Below are 19407 nucleotides of genomic sequence, written 5' to 3' on the forward strand. Positions count from 1 at the left end.
ATCCTCGCATATCAACAAAATTGAAAAAAGTTATGCCACTACAGATTGTAAAACTCCTATCTCTTCCATACAAGACTTCATCATCTCATAGGTGCGTTCTATATCTGCATCTAGACCTATTGAGAAGCGTATAAGACCATCCGTAAGTCCCATCGCTGCTTGCTCGTCTTCTGGAATTTCTGAAGAAGTCGAAGTTCCAGGAGCGCTAAAAAGTGTTTTGTAAAAACCTAAACTCACCGCTAGGTATCCAAGATTCTTTTCTTGCATTAATTCCATCAATGCATTTGCGTTGTCTAGAGAGCCCACATCTACTGTGAGCATTCCTCCGTAACCATATTTTTCGTTCATGTGTCTATTAAACACTTCGTGACTTGGGTGTGATATAAGACCAGGATAAACGGTTCTTAGCCCTAACTTTTCAAAACGCTCCGCAAGGAACATTGCGTTGTAGCTATGTTGCATCATGCGGATGTGCAAAGTGCGTAAGTTTTTGAGAACAGAAGCAGCTCTCAAGCTATCCATTGTAGGGCCTAGTAGCATACTTGCTCCGTCATTTACATTGCGTAGTGCATCGATAAACTCTTGAGTGCCGCAAACCACACCTCCTACAGTGTCTGAGGATCCATTTATAAATTTAGTAAGACTGTGTATCACCACATCTGCTCCGTGATTTACAGGAGATATAGAAAGTGGAGAGAATGTGTTATCCACCACAAGTTTCAAGTTATGCCTTTTTGCAATTGCCGAAAGTGCTGCAATATCTGCAATTTCTAAAAGCGGATTACTAACAGACTCACAGTACAGCACTTTTGTGTCTTCTGTAATAGCAGCCTCCACTACTTCAAGATTTGTGATATCTACAAAGCTCGTTGTAATATTAAGTCTTGGTGCAAAATTCTTTAAGAATGCATACGTTCCTCCGTAGATAGTACGGCTAGAGACGATGTGATCTCCAGCTTCACAGAGTTGTAGTAATACAGGTGTAATCGCTCCCATACCACTGGCGGCAACGTTTGCCGTTTCTGTTCCTTCCATTGCGGCAAGAGCTGCACCTAGATATAAGTTTGATGGAGTGCTGTGTCTAGAGTATAAATAACATCCATCTGCATTTCCTTCAAAGGTGTCGAACATTGTTTTTGCCGAAAGGAATGTATAAGTAGAGCTGTCTGATATAGAAGGGTTTACTCCTCCGAATTCTCCAAAATATTGTAAATCTTGAATCTCGTTTGCTGGTTTAAATTTCATGGTTGATATCGGTTTTTGTATTAGAGACCTGTTGAGGCTTTCTAGTACATTGGTTGTTAGTGTTACAGGATCAAAGTAATTGTCATCTAATTAGTCAATTGGGGAGCGTGTGATTATGTTTCGTAAATGTATGTGATTGTAGATTTATAGTCAACGTAAGGGGTTAATTATAGATTTTAAAACTGTATTTTTGATAGAAAATAGAATTTAGCTTTCGAGAAAGCGTAAAATAATAATCCTCACTGATAATTTTTCTACCATGAAACTAGACGAGATAGACAAAAAGATACTAGGTTACCTTCAACATGATGCCAAAATTACAAATAAAGAGCTCTCTGCAAAGTTGAACCTTTCTGTAACTGCTATTTATGAGCGTGTAAAAAAGATGGAGCGCTCTGGTGTTATCTCACAATATATCACACTCATTAATAAGGAGATAGTGGGACTTGGTTTTCAAGTGTTTTGTCATGTGAAACTAGAAAAACATGCGAAGGATGCTATAGATTCTTTTGAGAAAGAGGTGACCGCACTTGATGAGGTGCTAGAGTGTTTTCACGTAAGTGGTGACTATGATTATCTATTAAAGGTGCTTGTGAGAGATATGGAGCACTTTCGTAATTTTATGGTAACCAAGCTTACTACGCTTAAATATATAGGGAGTACGCAGAGTTCCTTTACGATAAGTGAGGTGAAGAATACCACAACAATCTCCGTGTAATGAATAGCAAACACTATGTGCTTTCGGAGTTTTTTGTGCTCTTTGTGTTATTGCCATTAAGCCTCTTGCTGCCTTATGATTTCAAAATAAAAGTAGCTAGTGTACTCATAGGTTTTACCTATTTACTTGTAATGCTTTTTAAGAGTGGTTCTGTAAGTTTCAAACTGGAGCGCTCTATAAATTGGCACTCTTTTATAAAGAAGACTACCGTGAAACTTATTGCTATAGCAATTATTACAACCATATATGTTTATGTGGTGCAGCCTTCAAGTTTATTCTGCGTGCCATTAAGCAATCCAGGATTGTGGGTGATGATATTACTGTTTTACACCTTTCTGTCAGTATGGCCACAAGAAGTGATTTATAGAACCTTTTTCTTTAATCGTTACGGAACTTTTTTTAAAGACAAGCGATTGCTTATTGTAGTAAATGCTATTGTGTTTGCAATGGCGCACTTGTTTTTACGCAACACCTTAGTGATTGTGCTTACATTTTTAGGAGGATTATTATTTGCTTATACCTTTAAGAAAACAAGATCGACTTCACTGGTATCTATAGAGCATGCTTTATACGGTAACTGGTTGTTTACAGTAGGGATGGGGCAGATGCTTGCATTCCCAGGCATGGAGGCTTGTTAAAAAAACACTTATTAAATATAAAAAAGCCAATCTCTCGATTGGCTTTTTTTTTTATTTAAAATTGATCCTTTTTAAAGCTCATCACTGGCTTCTTCTTGTCCCATCATCATCAGATATCCTTTTAAGAAAAGGTCGATGTTTCCATCTAGAACAGCATCTGTATTACCAGTTTCTACGCCGCTACGTACATCTTTTATGAGCTTGTAAGGATGTAATACGTAATTGCGTATTTGTGATCCCCACTCAATGGCTTTCTTATCTGCTTCTATCGCATTACGGGCTTCCATTTGCTTACGTAGTTCAAGTTCATATAACTGCGAGCGTAACATTTGTAATGCTTTTGCACGGTTGTCGTGTTGTGAGCGCGAGTCTGAACAAGAGATTTGTATACCCGTAGGGTGGTGGGTAAGTTGGACCTTAGTCTCAACCTTGTTTACATTTTGCCCTCCAGCACCAGAAGATCGAGCGGTTACAATATCATAGTCTGCTGGGTTAATTTCTATCTCGATACTATCATCTACAAGTGGGTATACATACACCGATGCAAATGAAGTATGGCGTTTTGCATTACTGTCAAAAGGGGAGATGCGCACCAGTCTGTGTACACCGTTTTCACCTTTAAGCCATCCAAAAGCAAAGTCTCCTTCTATCTCTAGCGATACGGTTTTTATACCCGCTACATCACCTTCTTGAAAGTTAAGCTCTTTTACTTTCCAGCCTTGTTTTTCTGCATACATTAAGTACATACGCATAAGCATAGATGCCCAGTCGCAACTCTCTGTACCACCGGCTCCGGCGGTAATCTGTAAGACACAGCTTAGCTCATCACCCTCTTCTGAGAGCATATTTCTAAACTCGATATCTTCTATAAAAGCAGCTGCCTTGTCGTAACGATCTTGCACATTCTCTTCGGGAGCTTCTCCTTCTTTTGCAAATTCATACAAGACTTCAAGGTCCTCTATAAAAGTTTGAGCATCCTCATAATCTGTCACCCATTTCTTTTTAGAACGTAAGGTTTTCATAAAGGCCTCAGCCTCTTTTGGGTCGTTCCAGAAATTTGGGTCAAAGGTTTTTTCTTCTTCGTTTTGTATCTCGATACGTTTGCGATCTACGTCAAAGATATCTCCTTAAGCCGTCTACGCGCTCTTGGAGTGATTTTATGTGATCTGTTGTAATCATATGTTTCCCAGAAAGTGGTGTGTTTAAATTGATAATGTATGTAGTAAGAAACCAAGTGATGTTAATTGTTGAGGTTACGCTTTCGCGAAAGCGTACTCATTACTCATCTAGTAAATCCGGTCTTCTTTCTTTTGTTCTTTGGTATGCTTGTTCTTCTCGCCATTCTTCAATTTTAGGAGTGTTACCACTCGTTAAAATCTCAGGAACTTTCCAGCCTTTATATTCTGCTGGGCGTGTGTAAATAGGTGGAGCGAGTAATCCATCTTGAAAACTATCTGTAAGCGCCGAAGTCTCATTACCTAGCACGCCAGGAATTAATCGTATCACCGCATCGCAGAGTATAAGAGCGCCAAGCTCTCCACCACTTAAAACGTAGTCTCCTATGGATATTTCTTTGGTTATAAAATGATCTCTCACTCGCTGATCTACTCCTTTATAATGACCGCACAAAATGATGATATTTCCTTTGAGAGAGATGGTATTTGCCATCCCTTGGTCTAAGGTCTCGCCATCTGGTGTCATATAGATCACCTCATCATAATCACGCTCAGATTTGAGCTTAGAGATACATTTATCTATAGGCTCAATCTGCATTACCATTCCCGCACCTCCACCAAACTGGTAGTCGTCTACTTGCTTATAATTTGTATCTGTGTAATCACGTAGATTATGAAACTGCACATCTACTAATCCTTTTGCAATAGAGCGCTGCATTATAGAAGCCTCAAAAGGGCTTTTGAGTAAATCTGGTACAACGGTAATGATATCTATTCTCATAATCTTAATAAGGTTGAGCTATTGTAATTGGGGTATTATACTAGCGAGCCCAAAAGTAATGTAAATCGGGGTCTTTATTAAATCCTAGGCGCTCATAAAGTTGTTGAGCAGGGTTTGTAGTCTCAGTTTGTAAAACGATGCCTTTTTGCAGTAACGATACGCATAGTTCTTTTGCGCTGTTTATGAGTAATGTACCTATACCTTTTCCACGGTGAGTTGGGGTTATATATAAATCATTAAGCAGCAGCATGCGCTCCATGCTCACAGATGAGAAAAGTGGGTAAAGCTGAGTAAATCCTACGGCCTCCGTTTCTTCCCTGTCATGAAAGGCTATAAAAATAGTACTCTCATTATGGGTAAGCCTTTCCGTTAGAAATGCGCCTGCCCCTTCAAGGTCTGATGCTTGTCTATAAAACTGTCTATACCCGTCAAACAGTGGTGTTATGATGTCTAGGTCTTGTAAGGTGCCTTTGCGTATATGCATAAAAAAAATCTGTACTACAAAGTACAGATTTTTTGATTTTCTTAAAAATAAGCAGACTATCCTTTTGCAGACTTGAGTGCTTTATTACGCTCGTCTTGAAGCTGGCGTCCTAGTTTTTGTTCTTTTTCTAGTGCTTTGCGACGGTACTCATCAAACTCAACTTCTGTTTCATCAAGTTTGTGTTGTGCTTCTTTAGTGAGTACGTTGCTGCTTCTAAATTTGAAAATAAAAAACACAAGTCCAAGTAATAGAAGTCCAATAATACTCCACATCATGGTCTGGTAACTTCCTTTGCTCATCTGGATTCCAAAGAAGTTTATAGAGTCTTTTTCCTCTTCAGTTTCTGTAAGTGTTAGTTGTATTTTTTCTAAGTCGGCGCTTACTTTTGAGGCAGCTGTTTGCTGCTTATTCATTTCAGACTTAAGATTTTCTATTTCTGACTGCAATACATCAATACGTGCTTTTGCATTTTGTTGTAAGCGCGTCATTTTTACTTTATCAATAACCTTAAATTGCTGGTAGTTATTAGAACCCTCGATGACTTCGGTAAATTGTTCGTCTATTGTTTTAGTAGCATCTTGAGCATGTGTCACAGAAAATGACAGGAGGAATATAAAAGCAATTGCTCTAGTAAAAAATCTCATATAGGTTGTTGTTTAAATATAATTGCGGCTAAAATATAGCTTTAATGCTTGCCTCGGTTTACAAAAATACGTCAAAATATAGCTTTTGGACTTTTTTATTAAAAATTAAGAACCATCTCAATCACTTTAACTTTTTGCAAGGCATTTTGGTGTTAGTTATTTTAATGATAAAGCCACCTGGTGAGGTGGCTTTATGTATATGCTTAAGATTACTGTGAAGCAATCTCTCTTGTGTTTAGATCACGCTTTCGCGAAAGCGTAACAACTACAAGTATAATCTTAGTAATATGTAAATCTGCGCACCTTTGCTATGTACTTAGCAAGGCGTATAACTTGATGGCTATATCCATACTCGTTATCATACCAAACGTAGAGCACAACGTTTTTGCCGTCCTTACGTACTATTGTAGCATTACTATCATAAATACTAGGAGCAGATGATCCTATGATGTCGCTAGATACGAGTTCGTTATCAATAGAATACTTGATTTGCTCTACAAGAGCTCCTTCAAGCGCATATTTTTTAAGAAGCGTGTTGATTCCCTTTATGCTTGTTTTCTTATTGAGTTCGAGGTTAAGTATCGCAAGTGAACCGTTAGGCACAGGAACACGTATCGCATTTGAAGTAAGTTTTCCTTCAAAATGAGGAAGCGCTTTACTTACTGCAGCTCCAGCACCAGTTTCTGTAATCACCATGTTAAGTGCAGCAGCGCGACCTCTACGGTACTTGCTGTGCATGTTATCAACTAGGTTTTGATCGTTAGTATAAGCGTGTATCGTTTCTAGGTGTCCTGTTTGTACACCTAAAGTATCATCAATCGCTTTAAGAATAGGAGTAATGGCATTAGTAGTACAAGAAGCTGCAGAGAAAATATTGATTTCATCTGGGTTATTCTCTAGGTGGTTTACACCGTGTACAATATTAGGAATCCCTTTTCCAGGAGCAGTAAGAAGTACTTTAGCAGCTCCTTTGCTTACTAAATGTCTACTTAACTGTTCTTTGTCACGGAAGGCTCCAGTATTATCAATAATCAACGCATCGTTTATTCCATAGGCAGTATAGTCGATATCTTCTGGTGCATTTGCACTGATGAAGTTTACCGTAGTACCATTAATGATAAGTGCTTTGTTTTCTGCATCTATAGACACAGTTCCAGTAAAGTCACCATGTACAGAGTCACTTTTAAGAAGACTTGCTCTTTTTTCAAGAACTGTTTGATCTACAACACCACGAGTAACTACAGCTCTAAGACGTAGCTGACTACCTTTACCAGTGCGAGTCATTAACTCTCTTGCAACAAGACGACCTATACGTCCAAAACCGTAAAGAACAACATCTTTAGGCTCAATAGGAGTTACATTTTCGGCAGGCTTTAAGCGCTGCGCTACAAAACTAGTTGCATTTGCATTATCCTCTAGATGATATTCATAGGTAAGTTTACCAATATCAAGCTTAGACGGAGGAAGGTTAAGTTGCTTGATTGCTTCTGCGATTTCTACACTATCAAAAATTGAGATAGGCTTCCCTACAAAGGCACCTGCATACTCGTGTAAATCTAGAATCTGGCTCACGTTGCGATCCATTACTTGATTTCTAAATACTACAAGTTCTATGGCGTTGTCGTACCATAAATCACTAGCAATTTTAATAAATTCTACAGTTGCTCTACGGCGATCTGCTTGAAAGGATAGTTCTTTTTCGTACGTTTCTGATTGACTCATTACGATGTAGTTAAAAGGTTTGTTTTGGTTTTACGAAAATGTAAATTCACTTAAATTTTCGGCAAAAGTATATATTTTAAGTGGGTACGCAAACGATTTCGTTGTTGAATTTGATGTAAAAAAATAACCCCTCCGGTATGGAAGGGTTATTTGCTTTACGTGTGTTATGCTTAATCGAAGATAAAGCGGTTGCGTTCTCCTTTTTGGTCTACAAAAACGATGCTTACTGGCTCGTTTGCACTTTTATTTTTAAAGATGTTTTTTACGTCTTCAATTGAGTTTACCATTACGTCATCTATCTCTGAGATTACAAGACCCTCGATTCTATAACGTTTCATAGCTTCTGTGAGCGTCTGGCTTATTACTACGCCATTTTTGGCTTTGTATTTTGCAAGGTCTTTTGGCGACGCATTTTTAACTTGTATCCCTAATCGCTCAATGTCAAAAGTGATTGACTTTATTAATTTGACAGGTAGTGTCATTTTAGTATCGTCTCTTAATATTTCAACTTGAACAACATCATCAGGTCGCTTTGAATTAATGTATCCAGTGAGATCAGAAAATTTTGTAATATTAATATTGTCTAATTTCTTAATAATATCTCCAGTCATTAATCCTGCTTGTTCTGCGCCACTTTCAAACTCTACACCAGCTACATAAAAGCCTTCGGCAGTTTTTAGGTTTTCGGCTTTTGCAATTTCGGCTGTAAGTGTACCACCACTTACTCCCAATATTCCTTTTTGTACAGAACCAAACTGCATGATGTCTTCCATAATCTTACGAGCATTATTTGATGGTACGGCAAATGCGTATCCTACGTAAGATCCAGTTTGTGAGGTGATGGCAGTGTTAATACCAATTAACTCACCAAAGATATTCACCAAAGCTCCACCGCTGTTTCCAGGGTTGATAGCTGCATCTGTTTGTATAAAGGACTGGTAGTTTGCATCGCGCTCATCTATATCACGAGCTTTTGCAGATACAATCCCTGCGGTTACTGTAGAGGTTAAATTAAATGGATTACCTACGGCAAGTACCCATTCTCCTACTTTTGTGCCGTCACTATCGCCAAATGGGATATAAGGAAGTTCCTCACCAGCATCTATTTTTAATATTGCGATGTCTGCCTTTGCGTCTTTACCTACCACTTCTGCCATGAAGGTTTTGTTGTTGTTTAAAGTGACTTCAACTTCTGTAGCGCCATCTATCACGTGATTGTTTGTGATTATAAAGCCGTCGCCAGAGATGATAACTCCACTTCCTGCACCTACAATGCCTTTATTTGCCTGGCCGCCTCCTCTCAGATATTCCATCATATTACGAGGCTGTCTATATTCTTGTACGTTTTTAACGTGTACAACTCCGTTTACCGTTCTTTCGGCGGCCTCTGTAAAGTCTACACCACTTGCAGCAGCAGTGAGTGCCTCATAATTGACCGGTTTATAGGTAGGTGTATTATCTATCTGAGTAGGGTAAGAAGCTACTTGTACTGGCTCCTCAATAAAAAGTTTATATGACCCTAGCGTTATTGCGCCTGCTAGTACGGCGATTAAAAGTGTTCCTGCGATTTTTTTCATAGTCCGTTGCATTTAATCAATAATCGTTAAAATTAAAAATTTAGTATTTCTACGGTTTCTATTTAACTGCCATTTAACACGAGAAACGAAATCGAGATTTGCTATTTTTGTCGTAATAAAGCATTAAAAATGACAATCCCATTTTCAAAATATCAAGGTACTGGCAATGATTTTGTAATCATAGATAACCGTACTCAGTACTTTCCCAAAGATGATACCAAACTCATCTCAAAGCTCTGTGACAGAAAGTTTGGCATAGGAGCAGATGGATTAATGCTGTTAGAAAATCATCCTTCGGCAGATTTTAGAATGGTGTACTATAATGCAGATGGTAATGAAAGTAGTATGTGTGGTAATGGTGGACGCTGTTTGGTAGCTTTCGCGAAAGCGTTATCTATTATAGAAAACAACGCAACCTTTGAAGCGATAGATGGTCTACACGAGGCAGGCATAGAAGGTGATATCGTGCAGCTGAAAATGCAGGATGTTTCTGAAATTAAGAAATATGCTGCTTACACATTTCTAGACACAGGCTCTCCACATCATATTGCAATGGTAGATGATGTAGAAAAAGTAAACGTAAAAGCTGAAGGTGCAGCATTGCGTTACGGTAGTTTATATGGTGAAGCGGGAAGTAATATCAACTTTGTACAGCAATTAGATAATGCTCATTTTGCAGTGCGCACCTATGAGCGCGGCGTAGAGGATGAAACGTTGAGCTGTGGGACAGGAGTGACAGCTGTTGCAATCGCAGCACATACAAATGGCTTAACCACTAGCAATAAAGTAGCGCTAGATGTACAAGGTGGGAAACTGTCCGTACAGTTTGAGAAAACTAATGATGGGTATTCTAATATCTATTTAATAGGTCCTGCAACATTTGTTTTTAAAGGAGAATGGCAATGAAGACATTGCAAGGCACCCACTGTTATTTAAGAGCACTAGAACCAGAAGATATTGATCACGTGTATCGTGTAGAAAATGATGAAGGTTTATGGAGTGTGGGAGAGACGCTTGTTCCGTTTTCTAAATATGTGCTCAAAGAATACTTAGCAAACAGCCACCATGATATCTTTGACGTACGTCAGCTGCGTTTAGTAATATGTGATAGTACTTCACATAGTTTTGTAGGTCTTATTGATGTATTTGACTTTGATCCACATAATTTAAGAGCAGGTATAGGTATTGTAATTGCTGGTGAAGAACATAAGAGAAAAGGTTATGCCACAGAGAGTATTAACCTTCTCAAAAATTACTGCAATACACATCTTAATTTACACCAACTGTATGCTAATATAGAAGAGGATAATAAGGCAAGTATCTCACTATTTGAAAAAGCAGGTTTTGAGTTAATAGGTATTAAAAAACAGTGGAGACGCAAACGCAGTCTCACTACAGGAAAAGAATCATATATAAACGAATTACTATACCAACACATATTCTAGATGTACATTAAAAAGATTTTATTACTTATAGTTGCCATAGGCATTGTTATAGGAGGTGTATTTGCTTATACAGTATACACTTCTATTTTTTCTGACAACACTGCGTTTAATAATGATCGTGCGCATTTATACATTGCAACAGGATCTGCTTTTAATGATGTGGTTGCAGATCTCTCGCCGCTTTTAAAAAACGAGGATTCCTTTATTACTGTAGCCGAAAAGAAAGGATATAATGAGAATGTAAGACCTGGTCATTACATTATAAAAAAGGGGATGAGTAATAATGAGATTATCAATACCATCCGTATTAAAAATACACCTGTAAAAGTGGCTTTTAATAACCAAGAGCGTTTACAAGATATGGCGGGTAGAGTAGCAACCCAAATAGAAGCAGATAGTACATCGCTTATTACAGCGATGCTAGATACAAACTTCTTGAGAGAGCATGACTTTAATAATGATACTGCACTCACCATGTATATTCCTAATAGCTACGAGTTTTTCTGGAACACGAGTGCAGAAGATTTTAGAGCAAGAATGCTTAGTGAGTACAAAAAATTCTGGAATGCCACGAGATTAGCCAAAGCTGAAGCGCTTAATCTAACTCCACAAGAAGTATACTCGATAGCAGCCATTGTGCAAAAGGAAACTGCCAAAACTGACGAAAGACCTAGAGTAGCCGGTGTGTATTTAAACAGACTTAGAGATGGTATAAAACTAGATGCAGATCCTACTGTTATTTATGCCGTAAAGAGAGAAAAGAATGATTGGGACATGGTAATAAAACGTGTGCTTTATAAAGATCTAGAAGTAGACTCTCCATATAACACTTATAGAAATAGAGGTATTCCTCCAGGGCCTATATTCATGCCAGATGTAACGGCTATCCAGGCCGTGCTCAATCCAGAAAAGCATAACTACTATTACTTTGTAGCAGATGTAGAAAACTTTGGATATCACAAGTTTGCTAAGACATTGTCACAACACAATGCAAATAGCGCTGCATACAGACGCTGGATCAACAATAAGGGTATCAATCGTTAAGTCCTTGTTAACTTTCATGTTAACAGGTATTAAATGATATTTCTAACACACTAAAGCTCCTTATATTGAAGTTGTTACCGTGATTCTCATAGAGACGCGGTTAACAGAAAATTCCTGTAACAGGAATATGTTCTTTTAATTACAATAGAATAATGGCAAGCCGCGCTTGCAAGCTCTTATGAGAATTACTAAAGATTAGATCACACTAAGTGGTCGGTAATTGTAAACTTTAATTCGATTCATTATATGAAGAGACGTTATTTACTATTAGTAGTATTGCTACCTGTGTTATTTATAATATCTACAGGTTTCATTGTAAAAGATGATAATGGCAATGCGATAGCCGCAATGTGGTTCAAAAACCAGGCAGATACTTTTGTAACTCCTACGCTTGAATCATTTGTACCCGATTTTCCAGGAGGATTTAATAGTCCAGTTCTGGGAACATCGTATATAGGCTTTAAGGAAGCTTTGGCTTTTAGTGAGTCCAGTGGTAATTATTTTGCAGTAAACAGACTTGGTTATAAAGGCAGATACCAGTTTGGTCAATCTACTCTTAAGTGGGTAGGTGTAGACAGTGCAAGAGATTTTATGAGCTCTCCAGCCATGCAAGAAAGTGCATTTGATGCGCTTGTTGCAAGGAATAAATATGTTTTACGTGAGTATATCAACGCCTTTGATGGTAAAACAATAGGAGGTCATAAAGTTACCGAAAGTGGTCTCATAGCTGCGGCACATTTATGCGGAGCTGGAAACGTTAAGAAATTTCTTGACTCTGGTGGTGAGGATGTATTTGCAGATGCAAATAATGTACCTCTCACATCTTATCTAAGTCGCTTTGGCAACTTTGATACATCAATTATCCCCGCAAATGCGTCGGCAAAAGCTACTTTATAATTACTAAAAACCCAGACACTAATAGGTCTGGGTTTTTTATAGCGCATTATTTAAGGATCTATATAGTTGAATGCCTTATGTTAAAGTAGTGTTATGTCTTGCTATTAAGGAAGTTTTCTGGTCTACTTTTGCGCTGTTATTGTATCGTCTAGTAGTGTAAATTGACGTTTTGAAGTGGGATTGATTGTAGAGAGGAGAGCGTTTTTAAGTCTGTTAGGTGTCGTAAGAGGTGTAAATAGCCTCGTAAATGCAAGTAAATGAGCACAGAACAGTGCTTTTGAGTGATTTGCCGATTAGGCTTGTCCATTACTTAAGATAGTTGTATTTTTGCGCGCCGAAATAGAGAGCACTTTAAGAAAGGTTTTAATTATGACCTTTTGGCGATCGAAAAGCAACCCTATGCTAAGAAACTTGACTAAAGTTACTGTATTACCTTTTATGTTAGGTATTCTGATGATTTCCCCAACATCTGACGAAACATATGATTTTACTCACTACGCTACAGATGGAACATCTCTAGATTATAGCGTTGCCCTTCCTAATGAAACTGAAGAAGTTCCATTTGTTTTTAACCCCACACCACTTACCGGAAAAAATTATACAGGTTTTAAAGAAGCACTTGCTTTTAAAGAATCGAGAGGTGATTACTTAACAATTAATCGTTTTGGTTACCTTGGGAAGTATCAATTTGGTGCATCCACTCTAGACCTTCTAGGTATTACAGATGGATCTGAGTTTTTAGAAGATCCGCTACTTCAAGAACAGGCTTTTTTATTAAATGCTTCCCGTAATAAATGGGTTCTTAGACGTGATATTAAGCGTTTTGAAGGACGATGGATTGCAGGAGTACGAGTGACGGAATCCGGTATACTTGCCGCAGCTCACCTTGCTGGACCTGGTAGTGTAAAGAAATTTTTAAGATCTGGTGGAGAAATAGGTTTTGCAGATGCCTTTGGGACTAACATACGTAGCTATATGAAGCGATTTTCTGGTTATGATGTGTCTAATGTAAAAGCAGTAAAATATCCATCTATTGACAAATTAACGGCTAGTCTATAAAGTATATAGCTTAGTGTAAGAATATATAAAACATCCAGTATCGTATAGATGCTGGATGTTTTTTTTTACGCTTTCGCGAAAGCGTAATTACTCACACTTAAAACTCTGTCATTGTAGGTGTATTACTAGACAGAAACAAGAAGCTACCATCTTTAAAAGGTTGTAAAATGTCAGTTTGTCACTTATGTCGTTGTGGTACTTTTTTCGCTTTAAGCGAGAAAGAATTATTACAAATCAAAACACATATAACATGTCAACAGGAAAAATTAATGTATCGGTAGAGAATATCTTTCCGCTTATTAAAAAGTTCTTATATAGTGATCACGAGATTTTTCTCCGTGAGCTCGTTTCAAATGCAACAGATGCAACACTTAAACTAAAGCACTTAACTTCAATAGGAGAGGCTAGTGTAGATTATGGAAATCCTAAAATTGAGATTAAGATTGATAAAGAAGGAAAGAAACTTCACATTATCGATCAAGGCCTTGGTATGACACAAGATGAGGTTGAAAAGTACATCAACCAACTAGCATTTTCTGGAGCAGAGGAGTTTTTAAATAAGTATGAAGAAGGAGCAAAAGACACTGGAATTATAGGTCATTTTGGTCTAGGTTTCTACTCTGCTTTTATGGTAGCATCTACCGTAGAGATTATCACAAAGTCTTATAAAGACGAGCCAGCAGCACACTGGACGTGTGACGGTAGCCCTAACTTTACACTTGAAGCGGCAGATAAAACAGATAGAGGAACAGAAATCATACTACACATTGCAGATGATAGCTTAGAGTTTCTTGAAGAAAACCGCATCTCTGGATTACTAGCAAAGTATAACAAGTTTATGCCAGTGCCAATTAAGTTTGGTATGAAGACAGAAACACTTCCTAAGCCAGAAGATGCAAAGGAAGAAGATCCAGCACCTACACAAGAGGTTGATAATATTATCAACAACCCAGAACCAGCATGGACTAAGCAACCTGCAGATCTAGAGGATGAGGATTACAAGAACTTCTACCAAGAATTATATCCATCACAATTTGATGAGCCATTATTCAACATTCACTTAAATGTAGATTATCCTTTTAACCTAACAGGAATTTTATACTTCCCTAAGTTAGGACAGGATATGAACATGCAAAAGGATCGCATACAGTTATATCAAAACCAAGTTTTTGTAACTGATAATGTAGAAGGTATTGTACCAGATTTCTTAACAATGTTACGCGGAGTGATAGACTCTCCAGATATTCCACTTAACGTATCACGTAGCTATTTACAAGCAGATGGTGCCGTAAAGAAAATCTCTGGTTACATCTCACGAAAAGTAGCAGATAAGCTTAAGTCATTATTTAATAGTGATCGAGCAGACTTTGAGAAGAAATGGAATGACATTAAACTTGTAATCGAGTACGGAATGTTATCTGAAGATAAATTCTTTGAAAAAGCAGATAAGTTTGCTTTATATCCTACAGTAGATGATTCTTACTTTACATGGGAAGAGCTTGAAGCAAAAATTAAAGACAACCAGACGGATAAGGATGGTAAAATGGTAGTGCTTTATGCAAGTGATAAAGATGCACAACACTCATACATAGAAAGTGCAAAGGCAAAAGGATATGAAGTTTTATTACTAGATACTCCTATCGTACCGCACTTAATCCAAAAGCTTGAAACAAGTAAAGAGAACGTGAGCTTTGTACGTGTAGATGGAGATCACATCAATAATCTTATCAAGAAAGACGAAGAAGAGATTTCTAAACTTTCTGACGAGGAGATGGAAACTGTAAAAACTACCATTACAGAAGCGATAGGGACTACTTCTTATACGGTTCAAGTAGAAGCGATGGACAGTAACGCTGCACCATTTATCATTACACAACCTGAGTTTATGCGTCGTATGAAAGAGATGCAGCAAACTGGCGGTGGCGGTGGTATGAACATGTTTGGTAATATGCCAGAGATGTACAACCTCGTAGTAAACGGTAACCATGCACTTGTGTCAGAAATTCTCAATGCAGATTCAGAAGACACTAAGAAGCGTTTAATCACGCAATCATTTGATCTAGCAAAGCTTTCTCAAAACCTCCTTAAAGGAGAGGAGCTTACTAGCTTTATCAAACGTTCTTACGAGATGATTAAATAATTTTACTCGATATTATTTATATCTAGTAAGAAGTAAATTTTATAAAAGCCACTTTTCATTTATGGAAAGTGGCTTTTTGATTTTATAAAAGCGTAACTTTTTAAGTAGCTTACCGTCCTATGAGATAGTAGCGCAATAACTTCACTTGTTATTTTGCAAACGACTACATTTAATAAATAAAAAACATCATGTCACTTACTCCTTCTACCATGCTCGATCTGGGTACAAAAGCTCCAGAATTTCAACTTATAGATACAGTTACAAATCAGCTGTGTAGTTACCACGACATAAAAGGAGAACGCGGTACCGTGGTGATGTTTATATGTAATCACTGTCCTTTTGTTGTTCATGTGATAGACGAGATTGTACGTATCGCAAATGATTACCGCGTGTTAGGTTTTGGGTTTGTTGCCATAAGCAGTAATGATATTCTTAAGTATCCGCAAGATGGGCCAGAGATGATGTGGCAAAATGCTCGTAAAAATAACTTCACATTTCCTTATCTACTTGATGAAACGCAAGAGGTAGCAAAAAACTATAAGGCGGCATGTACTCCAGATCTCTATGTCTTTGGACCTAATGACAAGTTAGTATATCGCGGTCAGCTAGATAATAGTCGTCCGGGTAATGGAATTCCTGTAAATGGACGTGACCTTAGAGAGGCGCTAGATAATATATTCAATAGTAAGCCCCAATCTACCCTCCAAGAGCCAAGTATGGGTTGTAACATCAAGTGGAAATCATAAATAGTGTAGTGGGATTAGTACGCTTTCGCGAAAGCATGACTCAATAAATTTATCTTTTAAAATTCTTAAATATCAGTAAACGTTAGGGTCGCAGTCTAGAAGTAAGCCGAAAGTAAAGATCGCAAAATCAAAGTGGTGCCACTTAAAATTAAGTTTTTAGGTGCTAGATTTTTTGCTCTCCCTTTTTCTGCTATTTTTACGTAAATCCTAGACTATTGGAAATTTTAGAAAATCTGCGCATCTTAGACGGTATCGACATTTTGCTCGTTGCTACCTTGATGTTTTACTTATACAGGCTCGTTAAGGGAACGGTAGCTATAAATATCTTTATAGGTATTGTGGTGATTTATCTTATCTGGCAACTCACAGTACTTCTCAAAATGGAAATGCTTAGTACTATACTAGGGCAGTTTATAGGAGTTGGTATGTTTGCGCTCATTGTAGTCTTCCAGCAAGAAATCAGGAAATTTTTATTACTCATAGGAAGCACAAACCTCACCAAGGGCGGACTATTTAAGAATTTTAATTTTTCAAAAAAAGAAGGTGTTCTTAATTTAGATATTCATGCAATTCTAGGAGCTTGTGAGAATATGAGTAACACCAAGACAGGTGCACTTATCATAATAAGGAGAGCAACGAGTCTAGAATTTGTAAAAGATACGGGTGACCGTATGGAGATTGAGGTAAACAGACCTATTATAGAAAGTGTTTTTTATAAGAACTCTACGTTACACGATGGTGCAATGATTATTGAGGATAATAAAATAACAGCAACTCGTGTAATTTTACCAGTAACTCAAGAACGCAATATTCCATTACGCTTTGGACTTAGGCATCGTGCTGCAGTAGGAATCACAGAAAAGACAGACGCACTTGCTCTAGTGGTAAGTGAAGAAAGTGGTGCTATAAACTATATAAAGGATGGTGAATTTGTGCTTTTTGATACCATAGATGAGCTGCGTGTTTTATTAGAACAAGAATTAATGTAACGCCATGTCTAAGAAACCATCAGATAATAGTAAGCTAGATAAAAAGAGTAGTAAGCTTGCTAAAAAAAGCAGAGATGTCCTCGTAGTTTCTGACCACTGTAAAAACTGCGGAACCCCAGTACAACTAGACCAGCGATTCTGTTCTCATTGTGGAGCAAAGCGCATGTATAATAGGCTCAACACCCGTAATCTTCTAGAGGACTTCACAGAGCGTTTTCTCAATATTGAGAATGTATTCTTAAAAACGTTTATCGTATTATTTACCGCACCAGAAGATGTAATCCATGGCTATGTAGAAGGTCTTAGAAAAAGATACATGTCTGCCTTTGGATATTTTGCTGTAGCACTTACAATAACGAGTGTCTATACCTTTTTCTTTAGAAATTGGTTTATTGATTCTGAGAGTTTCTCTGAGTTTTCAAATGGATTTGCTAGCGGATTCAAATCCCCTGATACTACAGTATTAAATGATTACTTGGACTTTGTGTTTGATTATCAAAGTCTCTTTAGTTTTCTATGTATTCCGCTGTATGCTGTGATTTCAAAATTGGTTTTTTGGAACTATAAGCAGTATAATTTTATAGAGCATGTTGTCATCTATTTATACACCTATTCTCAGGTTCAGATTTTGATGTCTGTGCTTGGTATGCTCTTCATCTGGTCAAATATGGCGCAAGTGATTTTAGGAGTAGTGACTAGTGTATTTCCAATAATTTATACGATTTATGTACTCTATAGAATATTTGACTTAACAATCGAAAAGGCTATACTTAAAACTATATTATTTCTTGCCATACTATTACCGCTATCATGCCTTTTCATGAGTGCCGTGGGCGGGATTATGTATGCTACAGGTATGCTTGACGAATTTGTAGCAGATGTAAAACAGCAATCTGAGTTAGCCAGAGCAGCTCGAGAAGCCGCTGTAAAAGCAAAGGACTCTATACGTGTAGATAGTGTCAAAGCAGCTGTGCAAATCGTAAAAGATACGCTCAACTAATCTCTTAAATATTAAAACCAACCTATGTCTAAGTTATCTCGCGCTGAGAAAAAATCTTTAAAAAAGAAACAGAACCAACTAGAAGTAAAGGATACCTGTGTAAACTGCGAGCAATTTATAGCACTAGATCAAAGGTTTTGCTCACACTGTGGTGGTAAGCGTATTTATAATAAACTCACGTGGCGTAACTTACTAGAAGACTTTGTAGATCGATTTTTTAATCTAGAGAATTCCTTTATCAAAACGTTTGTTGCAATGTTTCGCCAGCCAGAAGATGTGATAGGTGGTTACATAAATGGAATGCGCAAGAAGTACCTTCCTGCTTTTAGTTACTTTGCGATAGCGATAACCTTGAGTGGATTTTATTCATTTATATTAAAAGGTTGGTTTCTTGAGGAATTTATATCTGCTCAATCTAGCTTCTATGGAGTAGATATGGCAAGTGCTCAAGTGGAAATGACTGAGACCGTTACAAATACCATGATGGAATATCAGTCCATATATATGTTTCTTAGTATTCCTATTATGGCGCTTATATCTAAACTCGTATTTTGGAACTATAAGAATTACAATCTAGTTGAACACTTTGTAATATACTTGTATACATATTCTCATATATCAATAATATCCGTTACTCTTAACCTATTGGTTATTTGGAATACGACACTACTTTTTGCATTTAGTTTTGTAACTATATTCCTATTATTTGTATTTACCGTTTATGTGTTGAAACGACTATATCAATTAGATAGCGCCAGTGTGATTTTGAAGAGCTCCTTGTTTTTAGTCATTATACTAGCGTTCTCTTGCTTTTCAATTATTCCTCTTATGATATATGGAGCAGCGCAAGGTGTCAAGATTGCCAAAGGGGAGAAGTTAGACATTGATGAAAATTCATTTATGGGCAATATGATGAAGCCAGCTCTTGAGCAAGCAGAACGTAGAAAAATCAAAGACTCCATAAAAAAAGACAGTCTCAAACGTTTAGAGTATGAGCTAGAGATCACTCCAGATATGATTAAAAATAGACCTCAGTAGGTATACGCTTTCGCGAAAGCGTAACAACAATAAGTTTTCTCACAAATATCTCTTAAACGAGTAGT

General features: G+C 37.4%; 19 protein-coding genes. 12 read left to right on the forward strand and 7 right to left on the reverse strand.

The features are described from left to right. Window positions 1-30: 30 nt before the first annotated feature. Complete coding sequence (locus SJY37_RS09965; RefSeq protein ID WP_298325735.1) at window positions 31-1245, reverse strand: aminotransferase class I/II-fold pyridoxal phosphate-dependent enzyme; 1215 nt, start codon at window positions 1243-1245, stop codon at window positions 31-33. Window positions 1246-1504: 259 nt separating this feature from the next. On the opposite strand from SJY37_RS09965, the gene SJY37_RS09970 reads away from it, so the two are divergent. Together SJY37_RS09970 and SJY37_RS09975 are read left to right on the forward strand one after the other, a co-directional pair. Next, window positions 1505-1963 (forward strand): Lrp/AsnC family transcriptional regulator, encoded by a 459-nt coding sequence (locus SJY37_RS09970; protein ID WP_298325732.1) that lies wholly within the window; start codon window positions 1505-1507, stop codon window positions 1961-1963. Then, a complete protein-coding gene (locus SJY37_RS09975) occupies window positions 1963-2601 on the forward strand; it encodes a CPBP family intramembrane glutamic endopeptidase (RefSeq protein WP_298325729.1) in 639 nt (212 codons plus the stop codon). The genes SJY37_RS09970 and SJY37_RS09975 overlap by 1 nt, the downstream gene beginning before the upstream one ends. A gap of 71 nt (window positions 2602-2672) precedes the next feature. Here the strand turns inward: SJY37_RS09975 and prfB are convergent. From prfB to SJY37_RS10005, 6 genes are all read right to left on the reverse strand, one after another. Continuing rightward, a protein-coding gene (prfB, locus tag SJY37_RS09980; protein WP_298325726.1) for a peptide chain release factor 2 occupies window positions 2673-3780 on the reverse strand; the annotation gives its coding sequence in 2 pieces (ribosomal slippage) (window positions 2673-3716 and window positions 3718-3780; 1107 coding nt in all). Between the two features lie 99 nt (window positions 3781-3879). After that, entirely contained in the window at window positions 3880-4557 is a 678-nt protein-coding gene (gene trmD / locus SJY37_RS09985) for a tRNA (guanosine(37)-N1)-methyltransferase TrmD (RefSeq protein ID WP_298325723.1), read from the reverse strand. Between the two features lie 40 nt (window positions 4558-4597). Then, entirely contained in the window at window positions 4598-5041 is a 444-nt protein-coding gene (locus SJY37_RS09990; RefSeq protein WP_298325719.1) for a GNAT family N-acetyltransferase, read from the reverse strand. Window positions 5042-5097: 56 nt separating this feature from the next. Further along, window positions 5098-5685: a hypothetical protein gene (locus SJY37_RS09995; RefSeq protein ID WP_298325716.1), complete on the reverse strand. Its 588-nt coding sequence runs from the start codon at window positions 5683-5685 to the stop codon at window positions 5098-5100. Between the two features lie 279 nt (window positions 5686-5964). Beyond that, window positions 5965-7407 (reverse strand): glyceraldehyde-3-phosphate dehydrogenase, encoded by a 1443-nt coding sequence (locus tag SJY37_RS10000; RefSeq protein ID WP_298325714.1) that lies wholly within the window; start codon window positions 7405-7407, stop codon window positions 5965-5967. A 170-nt stretch (window positions 7408-7577) separates the two neighbouring features. Further along, the gene (locus SJY37_RS10005) at window positions 7578-8984 is read right to left on the reverse strand and encodes a trypsin-like peptidase domain-containing protein (protein ID WP_298325711.1); all 1407 of its coding nucleotides are present in this window, start codon (window positions 8982-8984) and stop codon (window positions 7578-7580) included. Between the two features lie 129 nt (window positions 8985-9113). On the opposite strand from SJY37_RS10005, the gene dapF reads away from it, so the two are divergent. The 10 genes from dapF (at window position 9114) to SJY37_RS10055 (ending at window position 19342) form a co-directional block, all read left to right on the forward strand. Then, on the forward strand, window positions 9114-9890 hold the full coding sequence (gene dapF, locus SJY37_RS10010) for a diaminopimelate epimerase (protein WP_298325708.1): 777 nt from the start codon (window positions 9114-9116) through the stop codon (window positions 9888-9890). Then, window positions 9887-10429, forward strand: coding sequence for a GNAT family N-acetyltransferase (locus tag SJY37_RS10015; RefSeq protein ID WP_298325704.1), 543 nt, complete (start codon window positions 9887-9889; stop codon window positions 10427-10429). Before dapF ends, SJY37_RS10015 begins: the two co-directional genes overlap by 4 nt. Further along, on the forward strand, window positions 10430-11473 hold the full coding sequence (mltG, locus tag SJY37_RS10020; protein ID WP_298325701.1) for an endolytic transglycosylase MltG: 1044 nt from the start codon (window positions 10430-10432) through the stop codon (window positions 11471-11473). A gap of 246 nt (window positions 11474-11719) precedes the next feature. Further along, window positions 11720-12370: a hypothetical protein gene (locus SJY37_RS10025; protein ID WP_013749677.1), complete on the forward strand. Its 651-nt coding sequence runs from the start codon at window positions 11720-11722 to the stop codon at window positions 12368-12370. 399 nt (window positions 12371-12769) lie between these two features. Further along, on the forward strand, window positions 12770-13429 hold the full coding sequence (locus tag SJY37_RS10030) for a hypothetical protein (protein WP_013749676.1): 660 nt from the start codon (window positions 12770-12772) through the stop codon (window positions 13427-13429). A gap of 250 nt (window positions 13430-13679) precedes the next feature. Then, the gene (htpG, locus tag SJY37_RS10035; protein ID WP_298325693.1) at window positions 13680-15569 is read left to right on the forward strand and encodes a molecular chaperone HtpG; all 1890 of its coding nucleotides are present in this window, start codon (window positions 13680-13682) and stop codon (window positions 15567-15569) included. Between the two features lie 188 nt (window positions 15570-15757). After that, a complete protein-coding gene (locus SJY37_RS10040; RefSeq protein ID WP_298325689.1) occupies window positions 15758-16315 on the forward strand; it encodes a thioredoxin family protein in 558 nt (185 codons plus the stop codon). A gap of 215 nt (window positions 16316-16530) precedes the next feature. Further along, on the forward strand, window positions 16531-17304 hold the full coding sequence (locus SJY37_RS10045) for a diadenylate cyclase (RefSeq protein WP_298325686.1): 774 nt from the start codon (window positions 16531-16533) through the stop codon (window positions 17302-17304). Between the two features lie 4 nt (window positions 17305-17308). Further along, window positions 17309-18304, forward strand: a complete 996-nt coding sequence (locus SJY37_RS10050) for a DUF3667 domain-containing protein (protein WP_298325683.1) — start codon at window positions 17309-17311, stop codon at window positions 18302-18304. A gap of 24 nt (window positions 18305-18328) precedes the next feature. After that, window positions 18329-19342 (forward strand): DUF3667 domain-containing protein, encoded by a 1014-nt coding sequence (locus tag SJY37_RS10055; protein ID WP_298325680.1) that lies wholly within the window; start codon window positions 18329-18331, stop codon window positions 19340-19342. Window positions 19343-19407 lie beyond the last annotated feature (65 nt).

The organism is Dokdonia sp. R78006, from assembly GCF_042466145.1.
Classification (GTDB): Bacteria; Bacteroidota; Bacteroidia; order Flavobacteriales; family Flavobacteriaceae; genus Dokdonia.